Consider the following 17,844-nt stretch of genomic DNA (forward strand, 5'->3'; position numbering starts at 1 on the left):
GCGCCCCCTTGGGGGGCAGCAACCCGCGCAGCGGTGGAGCGTGGGGGCCCCATGTCTAAAAGAAGTCGCATCTTCTTCGGGCTGCTGCTGATTTATGCAATCGGCATGGCCGCCGTGCTGTACCGCGTAGTCAGCGACCTGGACCCGCGCTACCGCGAGTCGGCCGAAGAGTCGCTGGTAGAAACCTCCCAGCTGCTCGCCACCCTCATCGAACAAGACGTGCGCGATGGCGCCATCGACACCGCGCGCCTGGACAGCCTGTTCAAATCTGCCTACGCCCGCGAGTTCAGCGCGCAGATTTTCAGTGTCAACAAAACCAAAGTGGAGCTGCGCGCCTACGTCACAGACCGCAACGGCCTCGTGCTGTTTGACTCCACCGGCCAGTCGCAGGGCAAAGACTTCTCGCAGTGGCGCGACGTGCAGCTCACGCTCAAGGGCGAATACGGCGCCCGTACCTCGCTGGATATTCCCGGCGACCCCAACTCCGCTGTCATGTACATGGCTGCCCCCGTGCGCTGGACCAGCAATACGCAGGGCGAGGGCAGCAGCGAAATCATCGGCGCGGTCACCGTGGGCAAGCCAGTTCAAACCTTCGGCCAGTTTGTGGCTGCCGCGCGCAGCCGCACGCTCTATGCAGGCCTCATCTCGGTGCTAGCCGTGCTGGTGTTGGCCGTCATGGTGTCCATGTGGCTGGTGCGGCCCTTTGGCCTGATTGCCGACTACGCGCGCTACGTCAAGGCGCAGCAAGGCTTCCACCCAGGCCGTCTGCTGCGCCGCGCCTGGGACCTGATGCGGGCCGCCTACGACGAGATGCGCGACGCGCTGGCCGGGCGCAACTACGTGGCCGACTATGTGCAAACGCTCACACACGAGGTGAAAAGCCCGCTGTCCGCCATCCGCGGCGCGGCCGAGCTGCTGCAGGAGCCCATGGAGGAAGCCCAACGCCAACGCTTCCTCACCAACATCCAGCGCGAGACCCAGCGCATCCAGGAGATGGTGGACCGCATGATGGAGCTCACCGCACTGGAAACCCGCCGCGTGTTGGACACCGTACAACCCGTTGCCTTGCTGCCACTGCTGGACGAATTGGCACACGCATCCCACGGCGTGGCTACTCAGCGCGGCTGCCGCATCACAGTGGCCGCCAGCGAAGACGTGACGGTAGAGGCTGACCCCTTCCTACTGCGCCGCGCGGTCAGCAACCTGCTGGACAACGCGCTGGACTTTTCCCCCGAGGGCGGCCACATCGAACTGGGCCTGCAAGTCCAAGGCCGCTGGGCCCAGATCACCGTGCGCGACCAAGGCCCCGGCATCCCCGGCTACGCGCAGGACAAGGTATTTGAGAAGTTCTATTCTCTGGCCCGGCCGCACTCCAAGAAGAAGAGCACGGGGTTGGGACTGAGCTTTGTGAAGGAGATTGCTTCGTTGCACCGGGGGAAGGTGGAATTGGGCAATAAGCCAGAGGCGGAAGGCCCGGGTGCATGCGCGGTCCTTTGGTTGCCGCGAAGAATGGAATAGGTTTACAGCTAGGTCCGCTTTGCAGCGGAAGCGGTCACTCATCAACATTTAAACAATTGCGGCCCGATTAACCTGCAGGGTCCGCGACGAACATACTGTTATTAGCATGCAAATCATTGCTACGAAAGTCACTGCAGCGCTAACTGGCGCCTGGACAGTTATGGGTATGAGCACTTACGTAATGTGGGCTGAACATCAGGCGCCGGGCGCTACTACAAACACTGCGGAGTTTTTTCTCGCTGCACTGGTTTTCCTCTTAGCACCTTGTGTTCTTTTTGTAGCGGGGCCGCAATGGTTTAAGTTCGGAATACGTGACACATTCAGCGCGGAGTATTGGAAAGCTTTTCGACAAGTCGGGATCCGCGGACTTTGCTGGTTCTTCGGTGGGTCTGCCTTTGGTTCGTTGTATTTGCCTTTGCTAGAAAGACTCTATACAAATTAGCAAGCGACGCTACCCAATCGCCTTTTGCATAGCTAAAGCGTTAATGATTTGCATCAAGCGCTCCAAAGGGCCGTTATCAGCCTGTTGGCGCCTAAGCTTTGCAGTGGAAGCGGTCATCGATCAACGGCCTTTGATTTAATCTCAAGATAGCAGCAATGAACCGACTTCCACTTAGTCCAAATGAAGTTATGAAACTCGCGGAACAAGCGGAACGTGCATCTGAGATGCTGCATGGGAAAGTAGTTGCTCGTGTGATTCGCCACAGACCAGCTGAGGTCATATTGGAGTTTACGGATGGAACTCGGTTTTTTGTGGATTCGGCAACCGAAGTGCTGGAGCTCTCAGTAACTGGCGGAAAGTGACGTTTGGTTTATGCCCGGATGTCTCACTTGATTGAAGACCGCTTTCAGCCTGTTGGTGCCTCGGCTTCGCAAAGAGAGCTGTCGGCTCCAAAATGTAGATGACTGGAAGCCAATCTGGGTGCCTTTCAGCAAGCTGTCGTAGATTTCATGTTTGCCGCTAAGTTGGTCGTAAGCAGAGCCGACCAAGCCCTAGGTGGGTTTAGTCACATAGACTCCAATAAATGAAACAGATTGCTTGCTTGTTATTGTTGTGGGTTGCCGTCAGTGCATTTGCGGGGGGGCCCATGAAGCCCGAAGGAGTGAATTGCGGGCTTTCTGAACCTCCGGCAAATGCTGGTGAAGAAGCCAATCATGGCATGGAACTTCGGGTCTTCCCTCGAAGAAGTGACATCACGCCTGAGTACTCAGGATGTCAATCAATTTGGCTGCAAATTGGAAGTAATTCGTTGAATGCTGGCATTACGGAAATACATAAAGGAGCGCCCGTACGCTGGTGGATACCCAACTCAGCTAACCCTTTCGACGTGACAGCGTGCAACTACAAGAATGGTAAGGGTGAGGCGGACAATTCAGATGCGTGTCCATCTGAATTGAACGATGACTCATTAATTCATTCACTTCCCTCTGGCTGCAACAAAAGACTAGTCGCAGCCAAATCGCAAGCTGAGTCATTACGACTCAGGGCGAACGGATGTGAATACGATTAGTCGCTGGATACAAACCTGACTTTCGTCTAAATTGTGTGCGTAGTTTCGGTCAGTACATAGGCAAAGTTGATGACTGCTTGGGAGCGCCATGTATGGCGGCTACCAGCCTATCGAAGACCATCGACACGCCCTTCACCCCGTTTTCACACAGACTTCACACAAGCCCCTAACCGCTTCAAACTGACTTCTCCCCCCGGCGGGATGCTCTCCTCACCGTGCAATACCGCACGCCGACTGGAGAAGCTCCATGGCATTTGCCACCCATCCCGCTGCCGCCCACGCGGCCCCACCTGCCACCACTGAGCCGCCGGCGCGTATGTCGCGCTGGCTCTGGCTGGCCACCACCACACTCTCTGCCGCCTGCTTTGTGGCGCTGGCCATCAGCCCCCCGGCCCACGCGCAAGACCGCGATGCCGCACCTCGCCAAAAGACCGAGAGCCCCTATTTCTTCGTCAAAAGCGACAACCCAGGCGTGGACCAACTGCCGCTCAAGTCCACCCAGGTGAATGTGAAGGTCAGCGGCGTGATTGCCGACGTGACCGTGGTGCAGACCTACAAAAATGAAGGCCAGCGTGCCATCGAGGCCAAGTACGTATTCCCCGGCTCCACGCGCGCCGCGGTGCATGGCATGAATGTGCGCCTGGCGGACCGCCTGATCACCGCCAAGATCCGCGAGAAGCAGCAGGCCAAGATCGAATACGACGCGGCCAAGCAAGAGGGCAAGACCGCCGCGCTGCTGGAGCAGCACCTGCCCAATGTGTTCCAGATGAATGTGGCCAACATCATGCCCGGCGACGATGTGAAGGTAGAGCTGCGCTACACCGAGCTGCTGCTGCCCACCGATGGGAATTACCAGTTCGTCTTCCCAACCGTCGTGGGCCCGCGCTACAACAGCCCGCAGAGCGGCCAAGCCAACGCCACCTGGGTGGCCCAGCCCATCATGCCGAAGGGTCAGAACACGCCCACCAGCGCCGCAGCCCCCGCATTTGATATCCACGTATCGCTCAACACGCCCATTGGCGTGAAAGAGGTGCGCTCCAGCTCGCACACCATCAGCAGCTACACCGAGCAGGGCGGCGCCACCGTGGTGGGCCTGAACCCCACCGCCGAGCCCACCAACAACCGCGACTTCATCCTGAACTACCGCCTGGCCGGCGACAAGATCGAGACCGGTGTGATGCTCTACAAGGGCCAGGACGAGAACTTCTTCCTCGCCATGGTGGAGCCACCCAAGGCCCCGGCCGCCACAGCCATCACGCCGCGTGAGTACATCTTTGTGGTTGATATTTCGGGCTCCATGCACGGCTTTCCGCTGGACACGGCCAAGGGCGTGTTGCGCGAGCTGATTGGCGGCCTGCGCCCCAGCGACACCTTCAATGTGCTGCTGTTTTCGGGCAGCAACAGCTTCTTGAACCCCACCTCGGTGCCCGCCACCAAAGCCAATATTGACCAGGCCATCCGCACCATCGACAGAGAGGGCGGCGGTGGCAGCACCGAGCTGATCCCGGCACTCAAGCGCGCGTACGCGCAACCCAAAGCTGCCGATGTGTCGCGCACCGTGGTGGTGGTGACCGACGGCTATGTGACCGTAGAGCGCGAAGCCTTTGAGCTGGTGCGCAACAACCTGTCGAGTGCCAACGTGTTTTCGTTCGGCATCGGCTCCAGCGTAAACCGCCACCTCATGGAAGGCCTGGCCCGTGCGGGCATGGGCGAACCCTTCATCATCACCAAACCCGCCGAGGCCGCCGAACAAGCCGCCCGCTTCCGCAAAATGATTGACTCCCCCGTGCTCACCCATGTGAAGGTGCGTTTTGAAGGCCTGGACGTGTACGACGTGGAACCGCGCCAGCTGCCCGACCTGCTGGCCCAGCGCCCGCTCATCGTGTTTGGCAAATGGAAGGGTGAGGCCAAGGGCACGTTGATCGTGGACGGCAACTCCGCCAGTGGCCCGCTGCACTTCAGCATGCCCATCCATGCCACCAACGCGACGGATACCGCCGCCCTGCGCCACCTGTGGGCCCGTCACCGTATTGCTGCACTCAGCGACCAGGAGGCCCTGGAAGGCGGCAGCGCCGCAAAGGACGCCATCACCGACCTGGGCCTGAAGTACAGCCTGCTGACCCAGTACACCAGCTTCCTGGCCGTAGACCAAGTCGTGCGCAACAAGGCGCCCGCCGACACCCCCAGCGTGAACCAGCCTTCGCCCTTGCCACAAGGTGTGGAGAACTCTGCCTTGGGTGCTGAAGTGCCCAGTACGCCCGAGCCTGCCACCTGGGGCGCGATGTTGATGACGCTGGCGGTGCTAGCCATGCTGGCATATCGCCGCCGCCGCGCTCACCACTACACAAGCTAAACAGAAAGATCGGCCATGGCACTGCCTCGCCTGCTTCACATGCCCCGCTTCGTGCGCTTCGGCATCGCCATCGATACCGCACCCGAATGGCGCTGGCTGGCCCTGCTGGCCTTGGCGCTGTGGCCCACCTGGTGGTGGATGGGCCAGCGCATGGTGGATGGCTCGGATGACCCGCTGGGGCTACTGGCTCTGGCGGCTCTGGCCGGGCTGCTGTGGCAGCACCGCCACCACCTGAGCCCCACACCGCGCCTGGGTTTTCAAATAACCGCACTCACAGGCGCTGTGCTGACCACTGCAGTGCACCAGCAGTTGCCGGACTTGGTGGTGGCGCTCATCGGCCTGTTGTCGGTGGCCGCGGGGCTCATCGCCTTTCTGCCGGCGCGTGTTGCCACCGCACCGGTGCTGGGACTGTCCGTGCTTTCGTTGCCGCTTTTGGCCTCGCTGCAGTTCTATGCGGGCTTTCCGCTGCGCGTGGTCACGGCCGAAGCTAGCCGCTGCTTGCTGTCCATCGCCCACACCGTGGAACGCACGGGCAGCAGCCTGGTGGTGAATGGCCAGCTCATCATCGTGGATGCACCCTGCTCGGGCGTGCAGATGGCGTGGCTGGGATATTTCACCGCCTGTGTGGTGGCATTGGCAACCCGTCAAGCCAACAAGACTTTTCTGCTGCGTCTGCCCGTCGTGGGGGCACTGGTGTTGCTCGGCAATGTGGCGCGCAACACCGTGCTGGTGGCGGCCCAAGCCTCGGGCACCCATCTGCCCGCTTGGGGACATGACGCGGTAGGCCTGCTGGTGCTGGCGGCGGTATGCGGTGGCATTGCCTGGGCCATGGGCCGCACCATGACTGCGGATCGCGCCTCATCATGAACTTGTTAAGTAACCACTTTATGAACCGCGTGCTGCACAAAACGCTGTGGACCACCCTGCTGCCCCTGTGTGCTCTGTGGAGCCTGGGTCAAACCATCGTGGATCACTCAGCAACGCCAGAGGTAGGCACACCCACCCAGAGTGCCGAGCTGCCCACCGAGTGGCAAGGCACGCCGTTGCGCCCTCTGGCACTCAGCGAGGTGGAGCTTCGCTTTGCACGCCACTTCCCCGGCACGCTGGCGCGCCTGACCGATGGCCGCCAGGTGCTGGTGCTGCGCACCGTGACCCAGCCCACCCGCATGCTGCACCCCGCCACCGACTGCTACCGCGGCCTGGGCTACCGCATCCGCAACGAACAACTGGAAGAACACACCGACAAGACCCGCTGGCGCTGCTTTATTGCCGAACGCGGTGGCCGCGCGGTGCGCGTGTGTGAACGCATTGAAGACGCGCAAGGTCAGGGCTTTACCGATACGTCCGCCTGGTACTGGGCATCGGCTGCCGGGCAGTCCACCGGCCCGTGGAAGGCCATCACGGTGGCCACGCCGCTCTGAAACACACCCCTCCACTCCCGACAACACCATGCGCACACTGTTTCGCGCTCTACGCATCACCGCGATTGCGGCCCTGATTCTTATGTTGGCTCTGTTTGCAATGCTGATGGGCGCACGCGCTGTGCTGCGTCCCGCTCCCGGTGACTGGTCAACCACCGTGCACGCCGGCCCGATCAAGCTGGAGGTGGGCGTGGCTGCCCTCATCCAATGGGGCACCACCCCGTGGATTGCGCAGCAGCTGCATGGCCGCACACTCCCCACCCGCATGGGTGACGTGCATGTGACATGGGACGCGACGCGCCACGAACTGGCGCTGCACTGCAAGCCCTGCGTGGTGCGCAGCAGCAGCTGGGGCACTGAACCCGTGCGCTTGGCCGATGCCCGCATGACCGTGCAGCGCAACGCCACCGAGCTCAAAGGCACGCTCAGCAGCGGCGCCGTTAACGCCCTGTGGCACGGCACCTTGCGGCCCAAAGGGCTGAACCTGCACATCACGCTGCCTGAAACCCCAGTGCGCGATGCCTACGCCCTGTTTGCTGCCGCCATTCCCGAGCTGGCTTACGCACAGATTGACGGCACTGTGGCAGTACAAGCCACACTGGAGTTACCGGCCAAAAAACTCACCGTCCAACCCCGCCTGCAGGCCATGACGGTCAGTGGCCTGGGCACCGAGACGTGGGGCTTGGCCCAAAGCACCTGCGGGCGCGGGCTGCCCGCCAGTCACTTGGGGGCGGACAGCCTGCTGGCCCGCGCCGTGATTGCCGCCGAAGACCAGCGCTTTTATGAACACTCGGGATACGACTTGGCCGAGATGACGCAGGCCCTGCACAGCAACCAAGCCGAGGACGCAACGCTAAGGGGAGCGAGCACGCTCTCGCAGCAAGTGGCCAAGCTGCTGGTCACGGGTGGCGAACGCTCCCCCGTGCGCAAACTGCGTGAACTGCTCTACGCGGTGGAAATGGAGCAGACATTGGGTAAAGCCCGCATCCTGCGCCTCTACCTGGACCACGCACCCTGGGGCGCCACCGTGTGTGGCGCGCAAGCCGCGGCCCACACCTACTTTGGCAAACGGGCCGACCAGCTCACCGCTGCGCAAGCCGTCTGGCTGGCCGCCATGCTGCATAACCCCGCCTTAGAAGCCCAGCGCTGGAAGGCGCGCGGCAGCATCAACCTCGAACGCGCGAAGTGGGTGGCGGCGGGCTTGCGGCCGCTACACCGGGCTAAACGCGCCCGGCTGCTGAACGAGCTCACCGCGATGGGGCCGGTGAATTCCGGTATCAGCGGCTCTACAACACTATCAAAACAGTAGCTGCTCGCGCATATTCCATAAGCGCTGGGGGGCGATATGATGCATGACAATGCACACCGACCTGCTCACCCTGTATCCCACACTGGAACCGCTGGGCCCGGCGCTGACCGCGCTGCAAGCCCAAGCGGTATCGGTACCGGCCGGTACGCAACTGTTTGCGCAAGGCGCGCCCTGCCAGGGTTTTCCACTGGTGCTCGCGGGAGAGGTACAAGTGGCCTGCCATGCAGAGGACGGGCGCAGCCTGGAGCTGTACCGGGTTCGGCCGGGCGAGCTGTGCCTGGTCAGCAGTGCCAGCCTGTTTCGCGGGCTTCCCCTGGGCGCTCAGGGAGTAAGCACCCAAGCCTGCACGCTCTTAATGATTCCGCCCTCGCAATTTGAAGAGTGGCTGGGCGTGCCTGCCTTCCGCAATCTGGTGCTGGGCCTGTTTGCCGAACGCATGGCCGACTTGACCAGCCTGATAGATGCGGTCGCCTTCCAGAAGCTGGACCAGCGGCTCGCCAACGCCCTGCTGGGGCGCGGGCAGGACTTGCATCTCTCGCACCAAGCCTTGGCCGACGAGCTGGGCACGGTGCGCGAGATGGTGACACGCCTACTGCGCCGCTTTGAGCGGGAGGGCTGGCTCACTCTAGGGCGGGAGCACATTCACATCCTCAACAGCCAGGCTTTGCATGCACTGGCCGTCGGGGGCTGAGCGCGCAGTTGAACAAAGGCTGCGTGACCTAAGTCACATACTTCCTTGGCACCGGAGCGTCCAATCACTTCAACACAACCAAGGAGTGATTCCATGAAAGCAAATGTCGGCGGTATCGACCGCATCATCCGTATAGGCGCTGGCGCAGTTCTCGCAGCTTTAGCAGCTACCGGCACCGTGGGCTGGTGGGGTTGGCTGGGCGCTGTGCCCTTGGCCACCGGCCTGATGGGCTGGTGCCCACCCTATGCCATGTTTGGCTTCAGCACCTGCGCTGTCAAAAACTAAGCCGCCTCTGTGTGGGCCGCAGCACCGACGGCTGTAGCGCCCACCGCTCCAATCAAGCTCTATACAGCTTCAGGAGCACAGCATGCGCACCAACATCGGCAACTGGGAACGCCTTATCCGCATCTGGCTGGGTGCCGTGCTGATCGGGCTGGCGGCCACCGACATCATCGGCATGTGGGGGTGGGTTGGCATTGCCCCGGTGATCACCGGGCTCATCGGCTGGTGCCCGTCGTATGCCATCTTCGGATTCAGCACCTGCCCTGCCAAAACCTGAAACGCTATGAAATCAGGAGCTGCTTGCGCATATTCCACGTGCGCTAGAGGCTGATTTGATTCACTAAAAACGGGGAAGTGCTCTCCGGTTTGCACCAAAGCCGCGCGCACCGGTTTTGCGCTTTGGCGTGTTGCACCGCACAATGCCGGTGCATTTTGTACACAATCCTTTAAAAACATTGTGTACAAAGCTGGCATGCGGTTTGCGTACAGCCCCGGCATGAACGCCACTGCACCTGCCGCCATCGAAGTCATCGGGCTGACCAAGCGCTACGCGCAGGGCAAGCCCGCTGTGGACAGCATCCACCTGCGCATTGCCAGCGGCAGCTACTGCTGCCTGCTCGGCCCTTCGGGCTGCGGCAAAAGCACCACGCTGCGCATGATTGCAGGGCACGAGTCAGCGTCTGACGGCGACATCCTGCTGGAAAACCGGAACATCACCGACCTGCCCGCCGCCGAACGCGGCACGGCCATGATGTTCCAGAGCTTTGCGCTCTTTCCGCATCTGAGCGCCCTGGACAACGTGGCCTTCAGCCTCAAGATGAAGGGCGTGGGCAAAGCCGAGCGCCACGCCAAGGCCAAAGACTTGTTGGAGCGCGTGGCCATGGGCCACCTGGCAGACCGCAAACCGACTGAGCTCTCGGGTGGCCAACAACAGCGCGTCGCATTGGCCCGGGCATTGATTACCCAACCCCGTGTGCTGTTGCTGGATGAGCCGCTCTCTGCGCTCGACCCCTTCTTGCGCATCCAGATGCGCGCCGAGCTGCGCCGCTGGCAAAAAGAGCTGGGACTGACCTTCATCCACGTCACCCACAGCCAGGAAGAGGCCATGGCCCTGGCCGACACCATGGTGGTAATGAACCACGGCGTCATCGAACAGGTAGGCAGCCCGCACGAGGTGTACAACCGGCCCGCCAGCGAGTTCGTGGCCCGCTTCATGGGCGGGCACAACGTGATCGAGACGCCCGAGGGCAAGGTCGGTGTACGCACCGACCACCTGCAAGTGCTGCCGGCCGACCAGGCGGTGCCTGATGCCCCCCATACCAAGATGGCACTGATCACCGACGTGGAATACCAGGGCACCTACGTGCTGCTGGGCCTGCAGAACCCCGGCACCTCGGTGACTGCATCCACCACCGCCGAAATCTCGGTGATGTTGTCTGAATCCACATTTGCCGCGCGGCCCTATGCCGTGGGCGAGACCGTGCAGCTGCGTTGGGCTCCTGAGGCCGCGCATCCGCTCCCGCGCTGAGCGGGGCCATTTTCCCCAACGTCTTCGCAAGAAGTTTTCATCCTCCCCTCCGCAACCCTCAAGGAGTTTTCCCATGGCTGACGATCTGAAAGACACCCTCACCAACGCCGCCCCCGTGCAGCGCCGCAGCTTGCTCAAAGGCACCGCCGGCATCTTGGCCGCCGGCATGTTCCCCGCAGTGCACTCTGCAGAACCCATCGTGCTGCGTTACTTGGGCACCGCCGTGAACCAGGACAAGGCCATTGGCGAAAAGTTTGAAAAAGACACCGGCATCAAGATCCAGTACGTGGCCGTCACCACCGATGACGTGACCAAGCGCGCCGTGACTGCGCCCAACAGCTTCGACCTGATTGACACCGAGTACTTCTCCCTGAAGAACATCGTGCCCACCGGCAACCTGAAGGGCATCGACACCAAGCGCATCAAAAACGCAGACAAGATCACCACCCTGTTCACTACCGGCATGGTGGCAGGCAAGGCCGTGGGCGACCAGGGCACCGCCCCCAAGAAGACCATCTTCCTGGAAGGCGAAAAGAGCAAAGTGTTCGCCAAGAGCCCGACCCAGTTCATGTCCATTATTCCCACCGTGTACAACGCCGACACGCTGGGCATCCGTCCTGACCTGATCAAGCGCCCCATCTCTTCGTGGGCCGAACTGCTGAACCCCGAATTCAAGGGCAAAGCCGCCATCCTGAACATTCCTTCCATCGGCATCATGGACGCCGCCATGGTCGTGGAAGCCATGGGCATCTACAAGTACCCCGACAAGGGCAACATGACCAAGAAGGAAATTGATCTGACGATCAAAACCCTGATTGAAGCCAAAAAACAAGGTCAGTTCCGCAGCCTGTGGAAAGACTTCAACGAGTCCGTCAACCTGATGGCTTCCGGCGAAGTGGTGATCCAGTCCATGTGGAGCCCCGCGGTCACCGCAGTGCGCACCAAGGGCATCGCTTGCACCTTCCAGCCACTCAAAGAGGGCTATCGCGCCTGGGCTTCCGGCTTCGGTATTCCATCCACCTTGTCCGGCCGCAAGCTTGATGGCGCCTACGAGTTCATCAACTGGTTCCTGGACGGCTGGGCAGGTGCGTACCTCAACCGCCAGGGCTACTACAGCGCCGTGCTGGAAACCGCCAAGGCCAAGATGGAAGCCTATGAGTGGGCGTACTGGATGGAAGGCAAGCCTGCCACCCAGGACATCAAGAGCCCCAACGGCGATGTCCTGGCCAAGAAGGGCGAAGTGCGCGACGGCGGCAGCTACGAACAGCGCATGGGCGGCATCGCCTGCTGGAACGCCGTGATGGACGAGAACGCCTACATGGTCCAAAAGTGGAATGAATTTGTGGCTGCTTGATAGCCCTGCATAGGAAGTGAAAACATCATGAGCGCACCTTCGACACCTTCACTTCCGGCGGCATCTGCCCCGGGCCGCACGCTTGCGGCCTGGTGGCAGGCCTTGCCACTGACCACGGTGTTTGTGCTCTTCTTTATGATTCCATTGGCCTTGGTGCTGATGGTGAGTTTCTGGGACTACAACCAGTACGAAATGCTGCCGGGTTTCACCTTCAAGAACTACATCTCGGTGTTCGAAGGCTGCTTGTCGCGCAATGATTCAGGCGACCTGTGCGTCACCCTCAAGACCTACCTGTCAACGTTCAAGTTCTGCCTGCTGGTATGGGCCCTGACCCTGGTGATCGGCTTTACCGTGTCGTACTTTCTGGCTTTCCATGTGAAGTCCAGCGGCATGCAGGTGGTGCTCTTCGTCATCTGCACCATTCCTTTCTGGACCTCCAATGTGATCCGCATGATTGCCTGGGTGCCACTGCTGGGTCGCAACGGGCTGGTGAATGACTTTCTGGTCGGCTACGGCATGGTCGACCAGCCGATTGAGTGGCTGTTGTTCTCCAACTTCTCGGTGGTCCTGGCGTTTGTGCACCTGTTCACCACCTTCATGATCGTGCCCATCTTCAACAGCATGATGCGCATAGACCGCAGCCTGATTGAAGCTGCCAACGACAGCGGCGCCAGCGGCTGGCAAACCCTGTGGAATGTGATCGTGCCGCTGTGCCGCACCGGCATCATCATCGGCTCCATCTTTGTCATCACCATTGTGATGGGCGACTTCGTGACCATCGGCGTCATGGGCGGTCAACAGATTGCCTCCGTGGGCAAGATCATCCAGGTGCAAACGTCTTACCTGCAGTTCCCGCTCGCCGCGGCCAATGCCGTGGTGCTGCTGGCCATTGTCTTGATGATCATCTGGGCGCTAACCCGCATGGTCGACATCCGGAAAGAGCTATGAATTCCGACCGTCGTTCACCCGCCTTCTGGCTATTGGCTGCATTTTTTGCCGCCTATGTGCTGTTTCTTTACGGACCCATGTTGGTCATCGTGGTGCTGAGTTTTCAGGGCCCGGACGGCGGCCTGACTTTTCCGATGCGCAGCATGTCCTTGCACTGGTTCCACAAGCTCGCAGAAGGGCTGGGCACAGTCGACATCAGTTCCGCACTGAAACGCTCACTGGGCCTGGGGTTGACCGTAATGGTCGTCACCGTGGTGTTCTCGGTGCTGGCGGGTTTGGCGTTCCGCAAAAAACTGCGCTTTGCGAATGTGCTGTTTTTTACCGTGGTGGCCAGTTTGATCATGCCGTCCATCATTGTGTCGCTGGGTATCGGCCTGGAGTTCCGCCTGCTGGATGGCGCCATCAAGAAGATGCTGGAGACCTTCGGCATGGAAAGCGCGTTGGAAAACTACGGCACTGCCTTAGGCATCTATACCTCGGCACTGGGGGCTCACCTGACCTGGACGTTGCCCTTCGGCCTGCTCATCATGTTTGCCATCTTCAACCGCTTCAACCCTGCCTATGAAGAGGCAGCCCGCGATCTGGGTGCTACGCCATGGCAGACCTTCCGCCACGTCGTGCTGCCGCTGATTGCACCCTCGGTGGTCGGCATCGGCATGTTCGGCTTCACGCTGAGCTGGGATGAGATTGCCCGCACCACGCAAGCTATTGGTGATGTCAACACCCTGCCCCTGGAGTTGCAAGGCCTCACCACCACCGTGACCACCCCGTCCATCTACGCGCTGGGCACGGTAACCATGGTGGTATCGTTTCTCGTGATGGGACTGGCCGTGGGGCTGTCCAACCTGTTGGCGAAGCGCCAGCAAGCAAAGCGGGACACATGAGCGAATTTGTTGCACTGACGGAAAACGAGATCTACGAGCGCATGGTGGCCACCATCCTGGACCACCGACTGCCGCCCGGTACCAAACTCATTGAAGAAAAGCTGGCCAGTGCGTTCGGCGTATCGCGCACCCGCATTCGCCCGGTACTGGTGCGCCTGGCCAACGAACAGATTGTGACGCTGACGCCCAACCGCGGTGCCATGGTGGCCCAGCCCACCGAGAAAGAAGCGCGCGAAGTGTTTGAGGTGCGCCGAATGATCGAGCCCACCCTGATCGAATGTTTTATTGCCAGCGCTACAGCGGACGACATTGCCACCCTCACCCAGTGCATCAATGAAGAAGAGGCGGCGCGCGCCAGTGGAGACATGCGCCGTGCCATTCGGCTGTCCGGGGACTTTCACTTGCACATCGCGAATGCGTCCGACCACCAGACGCTGGGACGCATCTTGCGTGAACTGGTGTCGCGCACCTCGTTGATCTTGATGACCTACAGCGACAACCATGTACAGGCCAAATCTGAGGCCACGTCGTGCGGCTGCCAGGAGCACCGTGCGTTGCTGGACGCCATCCGCCTGCGCGACCCGCGCGAAGCCGCCCGCTTGATGCACGAACACCTGGCACAACTGGAACAACAACTGCACTTCACGGAAGCCGTGGACGATGCACCGGACTTGTTGTCCTTGTTCGGCGCGCCCGCCACCGATTGACATCCATGCGCCGTTTGCTGGTGATCAACCCCAACACCTCGACCACGGTGAGCGCCCTGGTGCAACACCATGTGCAATTAGCCGCCGGACCTGCGGTGCACGTGGACACCGTTACCGCGCGGTTTGGCGCACCTTATATCGCTTGCGAGGCCAGCTACGCGGTGGCCGGCCACGCCTTGTTGGATGCATGGGCGGCAGACCAATGCAATGCATCCGTCGAGAAACCGGATGCTGTTCTCATCGCCTGCTTTGGCGACCCCGGCCTGTGGGCCTTGCGCGAAGGCAGTGCGGCACCGGTAACCGGTTTGGCAGAAGCCTCATTCCTGCAGGCCAGCCGCCTTGGCGGATTTGCCGTGGTCACGGGTGGCGCCAAGTGGAAACCCATGCTGCAGCGCCTGGCACTGGGCTTGGATTTGCACCGAGCGCTGATCGATATTCATACCGTTGCACCCAGCGGCGTAGAGCTGGCCAATGATCCGCAAGCTGCCTTGGAGCTTTTGACTCAAGCCTGCCTGCAAGCGGCGGCCCACCTGGAAGTCCGCAGCATTGTTCTGGGAGGCGCCGGCTTGGCGGGTATGGCTGCGTCTGTACAAGCCCGGGTGCCGGTGCCCGTGATTGACAGTGTCGTTGCCGGGACCGTGCATGTTTTGTCACTGGACGCACAATTCCAACGCCGCAATGGCTTTCCGGTGCAATGGGCGCAGGTATCGCCCGAGTTAAGCGCTTTGGGCAGCAGGTAAGCAAATTGCTGCAGGTGTAAAGGCTTGTAATCCGCGTCATCCCGGTGAACAACGCACCGTTGTAGGTGCATAAACCGTCACTTCTGGCGGTGCGGGCCTCGCCCCTTGATGCATGTTGAACTTATCCACATTCCGTTCCGCTATTCAGAACCCTCGTTGGATTGCAGGCGCTTGTGTTGCCAGTGCACTCCTGATGTCTCCCTTGGTACACGCTGATGACTGGACACCCCTGCTCGGGGGTGGCGCAGGTGCAGCGGCAGGTGCGGTTCTGGGACAAAGCGTGGGTGGCAAGAGCGGTGCGGTGATTGGTGGCGCATTGGGTGGCGCTGCTGGCGCCGCTGTAACAAGTCACGGCCGCAACCAGAATGGCGCGGTGATTGGTGGCGCCGTAGGGGGTGCCGCAGGTGCTGCGGTGGGCCAGTCAGTCGGCGGTCGCTCGGGTGCGATTGTCGGTGCGGGCATAGGCGGTGCTGCTGGCACCGGTATCGCACGCAACATGGGAAACCGACAAGTGCCTGATCGACGTTTTGAAAGCCGGGGGCGCGAGGGCTACGGCTACCACGCCGGCTACCGCCGGGGAGATGAACGATACGGCAGGGAATTTGACCACCACCACCGCCATGGTCACCATGGTCGCGGCCGGGGCCACGACCGGTATGACGACTAAGACTTAGGCCTTCAAAGTCTGACTAAAGAACGCCAGGGTGCGTTCCCAAGCCAGCTTGGCAGCTGCAGCATCAAAGCGGGGCGTGGTGTCGTTATTGAAACCATGCTGGGTGCCAGCGTATTGGTGCGCGGTGTAACGTACTCCCGCTGCTTTCAGGGCCGCTTCATAAGCAGGCCAGGCTGCATTGATGCGTTCGTCTACCCCGGCAAAATGGATCAACAAGGGCGCTTTGACCTTGGCAGCGTCTTCTGCTGCCGGGTGGTTGCCATAGAACGGCACTGCAGCCGACAGGTTAGGCAGACGCACAGCCAACGCATGTGCCACACCCCCACCGTAGCAGAAACCGACAACCCCCAATTTGCCTGTCGCGTCCGGGTGAGATTGCAACCACTGGGCAGAAGCCACAAAGTCTTCTGCTGTCTTCTTCTGGTCCAAGGTCGCAAACAGGGTCCTGGCTTTGTCTTCATCGCCGGGATAGCCTCCCAAGGGCGCCAAGGCATCCGGCGCAAAGACCAGATAGCCCTCCAGGGCAAGGCGACGGGCGATGTCTTCAATGTGTGGATTCAAGCCCCGGTTTTCATGCACCACCAGAACGGTCGGCAACTTGCCTTGCGTCCCTGCAGGACGTACCAAGTACCCTTTGACGGTTCCATAGCCTGCGGGTGATGGAAGTTCCACCGAAGAGGTAACGATACGTTTGTCATCTTTGGCAACCTGCTGGGCAGAAGCAAAGTCCGGGCTCAACGCAGCCAGCAAACCTACTGCTGTCATGCCTCCTACGGCGAACTTCTGGGCTTTTTCCAGGAACCCCCGCCGGTCTACGACACCATGCACATAGGCATCAAAAAGAATGAGCAGTTCCTGATCAAAGTCTTGGGCTGTCTTGCGCGGCATGGTGTCTCCCCAAAAAAGTAGCAGAGTAGCCAAGTCGTGTGACGAACCGGCAGAAGTTTTGCCAAACCCCTACCGCCATCGCGTCTTTACGCAGGTGCTCCCGGCATGGACCCCAAAGGAACTTCGCCACCCAAAGCCTCCATCAAGTCCGGAATCAATTGAGATAGTTCACCGGTGGAAATGATGACATCGGCATCAAAGTTGTCGTCCTTGCCATCCCCTGCCGCCTTGGAGGCTTCTTCAAACACAGTGTCGAGAAACGTGACTTTTTTGAGTTGCAAGGCTTCAGTCAACACAAAGGAAACCCGGTCATTCCAGGTCATGGCCAAGCGGGTCGGCATTTTCCCCAAGGCAATGTGTTGGCTCACCTCTTCAGTATCGAGAGGATGTCGGGTGTAGCGCACCACTGCTTTGGACTCGTCGGAGGCTTTCAGCTCACATTCCCGGTCAACGGAAAAATCTGTAGGTGATTCCCGTGTGGACAACCACACAGCCATGGCTGCTGCGGGAGATATCTGGGTATTGACCAACTGAACTGCAAAATCGGGGATGGCTTTGATCAATGCAGTCATCACCTCATCCGCCTTGCCTTGGCTGCCTGCATCCAACACGAGCCAGCCGCTTTTGGGATCTATCCACACCCCCACGCTACCTTGCTTGGTAAATGCCATGGGCAATAAAGCAAGGCGTGCGTCATCCCGCAACTCTCGGACTTCTTTTTTGCCGGGTTTGCGGCCGGTGCTGACTTCGATCTGGGCAACCTGTTCTTCGACCTTGCGTTTGACGACCGAGCCGGGAACAGATTTCACTTCCATCATGAGCTTCAACACCCACTGACCACCCACTACTTCTACCAAAGGTCCATGTGCTTGACCCCGGGGCTCTGTCCAGCCTACTGATTTTTCCTGACTGGCACCGCATTCCACAAAACGGTCCGCCTGCAATGCATCTTCAAGTTGGGCCTGCGTCACAGACCAAGGGGACACCAAGCGATACACGATCACGTTTTTAAACACACAACACCTATCAATTTGTTA

17 protein-coding genes are annotated in these 17,844 nt (G+C 60.4%); 15 read left to right on the forward strand and 2 right to left on the reverse strand.

Translation table 11 applies throughout. The annotated features are described in order from the left end of the window. The first annotated feature begins 51 nt into the window (after window positions 1-51). From creC to AEP_RS12675, 15 genes are all read left to right on the forward strand, one after another. Window positions 52-1,518 (forward strand): two-component system sensor histidine kinase CreC, encoded by a 1,467-nt coding sequence (creC, locus tag AEP_RS12600; protein WP_087495695.1) that lies wholly within the window; start codon window positions 52-54, stop codon window positions 1,516-1,518. A gap of 1,827 nt (window positions 1,519-3,345) precedes the next feature. Next, window positions 3,346-5,382 carry a VIT and vWA domain-containing protein gene (locus AEP_RS12610; RefSeq protein WP_087497327.1) on the forward strand — a complete coding sequence of 679 codons (2,037 nt, stop codon included), beginning with the start codon at window positions 3,346-3,348 and terminating at the stop codon, window positions 5,380-5,382. A gap of 15 nt (window positions 5,383-5,397) precedes the next feature. Then, complete coding sequence (xrtQ, locus tag AEP_RS12615) at window positions 5,398-6,249, forward strand: exosortase Q (RefSeq protein WP_087495697.1); 852 nt, start codon at window positions 5,398-5,400, stop codon at window positions 6,247-6,249. Then, window positions 6,246-6,803 carry a hypothetical protein gene (locus tag AEP_RS12620; RefSeq protein ID WP_087495698.1) on the forward strand — a complete coding sequence of 186 codons (558 nt, stop codon included), beginning with the start codon at window positions 6,246-6,248 and terminating at the stop codon, window positions 6,801-6,803. The genes xrtQ and AEP_RS12620 overlap by 4 nt, the downstream gene beginning before the upstream one ends. 28 nt (window positions 6,804-6,831) lie before the next feature. After that, entirely contained in the window at window positions 6,832-8,112 is a 1,281-nt protein-coding gene (locus AEP_RS12625; RefSeq protein WP_087495699.1) for a biosynthetic peptidoglycan transglycosylase, read from the forward strand. A gap of 43 nt (window positions 8,113-8,155) precedes the next feature. Then, window positions 8,156-8,803: a Crp/Fnr family transcriptional regulator gene (locus tag AEP_RS12630; RefSeq protein WP_087495700.1), complete on the forward strand. Its 648-nt coding sequence runs from the start codon at window positions 8,156-8,158 to the stop codon at window positions 8,801-8,803. 93 nt (window positions 8,804-8,896) lie between these two features. Further along, the gene (locus AEP_RS12635; protein WP_087495701.1) at window positions 8,897-9,088 is read left to right on the forward strand and encodes a YgaP family membrane protein; all 192 of its coding nucleotides are present in this window, start codon (window positions 8,897-8,899) and stop codon (window positions 9,086-9,088) included. An 82-nt stretch (window positions 9,089-9,170) separates the two neighbouring features. Continuing rightward, window positions 9,171-9,362, forward strand: coding sequence for a YgaP family membrane protein (locus AEP_RS12640; protein WP_087495702.1), 192 nt, complete (start codon window positions 9,171-9,173; stop codon window positions 9,360-9,362). A 219-nt stretch (window positions 9,363-9,581) separates the two neighbouring features. Further along, complete coding sequence (locus AEP_RS12645) at window positions 9,582-10,613, forward strand: ABC transporter ATP-binding protein (RefSeq protein WP_087497328.1); 1,032 nt, start codon at window positions 9,582-9,584, stop codon at window positions 10,611-10,613. A gap of 73 nt (window positions 10,614-10,686) precedes the next feature. Further along, entirely contained in the window at window positions 10,687-11,967 is a 1,281-nt protein-coding gene (locus AEP_RS12650) for an ABC transporter substrate-binding protein (protein ID WP_087495703.1), read from the forward strand. 27 nt (window positions 11,968-11,994) lie between these two features. Then, window positions 11,995-12,915: an ABC transporter permease gene (locus tag AEP_RS12655; protein WP_087495704.1), complete on the forward strand. Its 921-nt coding sequence runs from the start codon at window positions 11,995-11,997 to the stop codon at window positions 12,913-12,915. Continuing rightward, a complete protein-coding gene (locus tag AEP_RS12660; RefSeq protein WP_087495705.1) occupies window positions 12,912-13,799 on the forward strand; it encodes an ABC transporter permease in 888 nt (295 codons plus the stop codon). Before AEP_RS12655 ends, AEP_RS12660 begins: the two co-directional genes overlap by 4 nt. After that, window positions 13,796-14,506, forward strand: coding sequence for a GntR family transcriptional regulator (locus AEP_RS12665; RefSeq protein WP_087495706.1), 711 nt, complete (start codon window positions 13,796-13,798; stop codon window positions 14,504-14,506). The genes AEP_RS12660 and AEP_RS12665 overlap by 4 nt, the downstream gene beginning before the upstream one ends. A gap of 5 nt (window positions 14,507-14,511) precedes the next feature. Continuing rightward, window positions 14,512-15,246, forward strand: a complete 735-nt coding sequence (locus tag AEP_RS12670) for an aspartate/glutamate racemase family protein (RefSeq protein WP_087495707.1) — start codon at window positions 14,512-14,514, stop codon at window positions 15,244-15,246. 193 nt (window positions 15,247-15,439) lie between these two features. Further along, window positions 15,440-15,913, forward strand: a complete 474-nt coding sequence (locus AEP_RS12675; protein ID WP_087495708.1) for a glycine zipper domain-containing protein — start codon at window positions 15,440-15,442, stop codon at window positions 15,911-15,913. Between the two features lie 3 nt (window positions 15,914-15,916). Here AEP_RS12675 and AEP_RS12680 read toward each other — a convergent pair whose 3' ends face one another. Together AEP_RS12680 and AEP_RS12685 are read right to left on the reverse strand one after the other, a co-directional pair. Continuing rightward, the gene (locus AEP_RS12680) at window positions 15,917-16,807 is read right to left on the reverse strand and encodes a dienelactone hydrolase family protein (protein ID WP_087495709.1); all 891 of its coding nucleotides are present in this window, start codon (window positions 16,805-16,807) and stop codon (window positions 15,917-15,919) included. Window positions 16,808-16,893: 86 nt separating this feature from the next. After that, a complete protein-coding gene (locus tag AEP_RS12685) occupies window positions 16,894-17,823 on the reverse strand; it encodes a recombination-associated protein RdgC (protein WP_087495710.1) in 930 nt (309 codons plus the stop codon). Window positions 17,824-17,844 lie beyond the last annotated feature (21 nt).

It is taken from the genome of Curvibacter sp. AEP1-3, from assembly GCF_002163715.1.
In the GTDB taxonomy this organism is placed as follows: domain Bacteria; phylum Pseudomonadota; class Gammaproteobacteria; order Burkholderiales; family Burkholderiaceae_C; genus Allorhodoferax.

Excerpts from the sequence above, each read along its gene's own strand:
- creC (WP_087495695.1), top strand. The coding sequence starts at position 52 with ATGTCTAAAAGAAGTCGCATCTTCTTCGGGCTGCTGCTGATTTATGCA.
- AEP_RS12610 (WP_087497327.1), top strand. The coding sequence starts at position 3,346 with ATGTCGCGCTGGCTCTGGCTGGCCACCACCACACTCTCTGCCGCCTGC.
- xrtQ (WP_087495697.1), top strand. The coding sequence starts at position 5,398 with ATGGCACTGCCTCGCCTGCTTCACATGCCCCGCTTCGTGCGCTTCGGC.
- AEP_RS12620 (WP_087495698.1), top strand. The coding sequence starts at position 6,246 with ATGAACTTGTTAAGTAACCACTTTATGAACCGCGTGCTGCACAAAACG.
- AEP_RS12625 (WP_087495699.1), top strand. The coding sequence starts at position 6,832 with ATGCGCACACTGTTTCGCGCTCTACGCATCACCGCGATTGCGGCCCTG.
- AEP_RS12630 (WP_087495700.1), top strand. The coding sequence starts at position 8,156 with ATGACAATGCACACCGACCTGCTCACCCTGTATCCCACACTGGAACCG.
- AEP_RS12635 (WP_087495701.1), top strand. The coding sequence starts at position 8,897 with ATGAAAGCAAATGTCGGCGGTATCGACCGCATCATCCGTATAGGCGCT.
- AEP_RS12640 (WP_087495702.1), top strand. The coding sequence starts at position 9,171 with ATGCGCACCAACATCGGCAACTGGGAACGCCTTATCCGCATCTGGCTG.
- AEP_RS12645 (WP_087497328.1), top strand. The coding sequence starts at position 9,582 with ATGAACGCCACTGCACCTGCCGCCATCGAAGTCATCGGGCTGACCAAG.
- AEP_RS12650 (WP_087495703.1), top strand. The coding sequence starts at position 10,687 with ATGGCTGACGATCTGAAAGACACCCTCACCAACGCCGCCCCCGTGCAG.
- AEP_RS12655 (WP_087495704.1), top strand. The coding sequence starts at position 11,995 with ATGAGCGCACCTTCGACACCTTCACTTCCGGCGGCATCTGCCCCGGGC.
- AEP_RS12660 (WP_087495705.1), top strand. The coding sequence starts at position 12,912 with ATGAATTCCGACCGTCGTTCACCCGCCTTCTGGCTATTGGCTGCATTT.
- AEP_RS12665 (WP_087495706.1), top strand. The coding sequence starts at position 13,796 with ATGAGCGAATTTGTTGCACTGACGGAAAACGAGATCTACGAGCGCATG.
- AEP_RS12670 (WP_087495707.1), top strand. The coding sequence starts at position 14,512 with ATGCGCCGTTTGCTGGTGATCAACCCCAACACCTCGACCACGGTGAGC.
- AEP_RS12675 (WP_087495708.1), top strand. The coding sequence starts at position 15,440 with ATGTCTCCCTTGGTACACGCTGATGACTGGACACCCCTGCTCGGGGGT.
- AEP_RS12680 (WP_087495709.1), bottom strand. The coding sequence starts at position 16,807 with ATGCCGCGCAAGACAGCCCAAGACTTTGATCAGGAACTGCTCATTCTT.